Raw genomic sequence first — 3,220 nt, forward strand, 5'->3', positions numbered from 1 at the left:
GAACGGCATCAGTCTCATTTAAAGATTTGGCAGGAGAGAGAACAAAATACATAGTGATTCCCTTTAAGTAATAATTATTAGAAAGCAAGGTTGTGAGAACTCAGATAAGTCTTAGATATGCTATAGCACATTTTAGCATGAGTGCTTTGTTCATGTTCAAAACTGTTATATATTGTCGTCAAAAGCCGTGTATATTGGCTTTGAGAGTGACGCAATAATAAAAGTTATGATAGAGGGTCTTTTAGCTAACTTTTTATTTACTTATGAGTCATCATTAAACAATGATAAGTAGACAATGATGTCTTTATAATAAAGCGAGCTGATGACAGCCACATTATCATTTATTTAATTGATAGTTGTCAGAATGATAGTCTTTGATGAGCGCTTAATTTTTTTATGAGTGTTGATCAAAGATTTTTTGCACCATGCGTTTGGTTAATTAAGTCAAAGCGCATAGGTTGGTTATGTATTGGGATGTAAGGAGACGGTATGAAAATCGGTGTGATTAGTGCAGATGCCTCGCATGAGAGCCGCGTAGCAATAACCCCAGATGCAGTCAAAAAACTGCGTAAGCTTGGGTTTGAGGTGATTATTCAGTCCGGTGCTGGTATCGCGTCTTATTATTCTGACGAGAGCTACCAAACCGCTGGTGCCACAATCGCAGCAAGTGGTAGCGACGTCATTAGTGATGCGCGTATTATTACCACAGTCAATGACTTGCCAGCCCAGATGGTGGACAGCCTGACGACTGGTCAAATCGTCGTCGGTATGCTCGACCCTTATCGCAATACTCAGCTCGACACTTATGCGGCAAAAGGCGCAACGGTTTATGCCATGGAGCTGTTGCCGCGAACGTTATCGCGCGCGCAGAATATGGATGTGTTGTCCTCGCAAGCCAACTTAGCGGGCTACAAGGCGGTATTGATGGCAGCGAACGAATACTCGCGTCCATTCCCGATGTTTATGACATCAGCAGGCACGGTCAAGCCTGCCAAAGTCGTTATCTTGGGCGTTGGCGTGGCAGGTTTGCAAGCGATTGCTACGGCCAAGCGTTTAGGCGCGGTCGTCGAAGCCAGTGACTTGCGTCCAAGTGCTCGCGAGCAAGTTGAGTCATTAGGCGGTAAGTGGCTGGATGTACCGATGAGCGATGAAGAAGCGCAAAAAGCCAAGTCAACAGGGGGTTATGCGTGGACGCCATCAGAGCAATACATGACCGACCAAGCAGCAGTCGTTGACAAAGCGCTAAGCGGCGCTGATATCGTCATTACTACTGCGCAAATTCCTGGCCGTAATGCACCGCGTTTAGTGCATAAGGCTACGCTTGACAAAATGAAAGCAGGCTCAGTGCTTATTGATATGGCAGCGGGTACAGGTGGTAATGTTGAGGGCAGCGTTCCTGACCAAACCATTACTACTGATAATGGTGTACGTATCGTGGGAGCGGCTAATATTCCATCACAGCTAGCAGCCCAGTCATCAGACTTATACGCCAATAACTTAGTCAACTTTATAACCACGTTAATTCAAGAACCAGCTATAGATGATGCCTCATCTCAAGCACTGACACTACATTTAGATATGGAAGATGAGATTCAGGGCGCTTTAGCCGTTACTCACGACGGCCAAGTTCGTCTCGCTCGTCGCTAAAACTCATGTATTTTAATGTTGTCAGTTACGAATAAATTTTAGGAGGATAAGATGATTGCCACTATTTTAGCCGCAGCGCCAGCAGGTGCGGCAATGGCTAGCACCCCATTTGTAGCGATTTTTACTGTATTTGTACTCGCTATTTTCGTCGGCTACTACGTGGTTTGGGGCGTCACCCCTGCGCTACATACGCCGCTTATGGCAGTGACCAATGCGCTATCGAGTATCGTTATCGTCGGTGCCATGCTACAGACTGTAGTCATTGACGGTTCGGTATTTACCGCGACCAGTATATTAGGCGCTTTTGCGGTATTTTTAGCCAGCGTCAATATCTTTGGTGGTTTTGCCGTGACTGAGCGTATGCTTGCCATGTTTAAACCCAAACCTAAAAAAGTGGTCGTGACAGATACTACTGAGAGCGGAGACAACGTATGAATAATATCTCAGCTATGATCGCGGCTAATGCGGATTGGTTTTATCTTATCGGTGCTATCTTATTTGTTTTAACCTTGCGCGGCCTATCTAGCCCAAAGACGGCGATTCGTGGTAATCGTATGGGTATGGCGGCGATGGCAATTGCTGTGGTTACCACTTTCTTTTTAGCCGAAGGTCCAATCCTTTGGATGATCGTTGGCGCTATGGTATTAGGCGCAGTAGTCGGTCTATGGAAAGCTAGAACCGTGGCTATGACGCAAATGCCAGAGACGGTTGCGTTAATGCACTCGTTCGTAGGTCTTGCCGCAGTTGCTATTGCACTAGCGACGGTACTGCATACCGAAGAAGCCTACAGTACGATTACTCGCTTGGAGCTGTTTATCGGCTGCTTTATTGGGGCGATTACCTTTTCAGCGTCGTTCTTTGCCTTTGGTAAACTGGCAGCTAAGAGCTGGGCGAAGACGGTTACAGGCGGCTGGGTAAAACCCGTTCAAGCGCTCTTGTTTCTCGCTATGATAGGGTTTGGCGCGGTCTACTTTATGACCGATTCATTACCTGCTTTTTATGCGATGACGGTACTTGCTATTGTCTTTGGTTGGATGTGGATTGCGCCTATTGGCGGCGGTGATATGCCAGTGGTGGTTTCACTACTTAACTCATTCTCAGGTTGGGCGGCAGCAGGTATTGGTTTTACCCTTGGCAACTCTATGCTGATTATCGCAGGCTCGCTCGTCGGCTCATCTGGTGCCATTTTGTCTTACATCATGTGTAAGGCTATGAACCGCTCACTACTTAACGTCTTGTTTGGTGGTATGGGTACGACAGCGGTTGCTAGTGGCGATGACGACGGCGCACCTAAGAACTATAAGTCAGGCTCAGCTGAGGACGCAGGTTTCCTTATGTCTAATGCTAGCGACGTGATTATCGTACCAGGTTATGGTATGGCACAGGGCCGTGCACAAAACGCAGTCAAAGAGCTCTATGAGTTACTAAAAGAAGAAGGCGTCAATGTACGCTTTGCCATTCATCCGGTCGCAGGTCGTATGCCTGGTCACATGAATGTCCTTTTGGCAGAAGCTGACGTGCCTTATGACGACATTATGGAGATGGATGAGATCAACTCAGACTTTGCCAGTAC

At 46.8% G+C, this 3,220-nt stretch carries 3 protein-coding genes; all 3 read left to right on the forward strand.

The window, feature by feature from the left end:
* Window positions 1-489: 489 nt before the first annotated feature.
* Window positions 490-1,647 carry a Re/Si-specific NAD(P)(+) transhydrogenase subunit alpha gene (locus tag ACTXGO_RS11555; RefSeq protein ID WP_443574601.1) on the forward strand — a complete coding sequence of 386 codons (1,158 nt, stop codon included), beginning with the start codon at window positions 490-492 and terminating at the stop codon, window positions 1,645-1,647.
* 93 nt (window positions 1,648-1,740) lie between these two features.
* Window positions 1,741-2,082 carry a proton-translocating transhydrogenase family protein gene (locus ACTXGO_RS11560; RefSeq protein WP_317200666.1) on the forward strand — a complete coding sequence of 114 codons (342 nt, stop codon included), beginning with the start codon at window positions 1,741-1,743 and terminating at the stop codon, window positions 2,080-2,082.
* 14 nt (window positions 2,083-2,096) lie between these two features.
* On the forward strand, window positions 2,097-3,220 hold a 1,124-nt coding region (locus ACTXGO_RS11565), incomplete at its 3' end, for an NAD(P)(+) transhydrogenase (Re/Si-specific) subunit beta (protein WP_443574603.1).

Source organism: Psychrobacter sp. T6-1 (assembly GCF_052258445.1).

Excerpts from the sequence above, each read along its gene's own strand:
- ACTXGO_RS11560 (WP_317200666.1), top strand. The coding sequence starts at position 1,741 with ATGGCTAGCACCCCATTTGTAGCGATTTTTACTGTATTTGTACTCGCT.
- ACTXGO_RS11555 (WP_443574601.1), top strand. The coding sequence starts at position 490 with ATGAAAATCGGTGTGATTAGTGCAGATGCCTCGCATGAGAGCCGCGTA.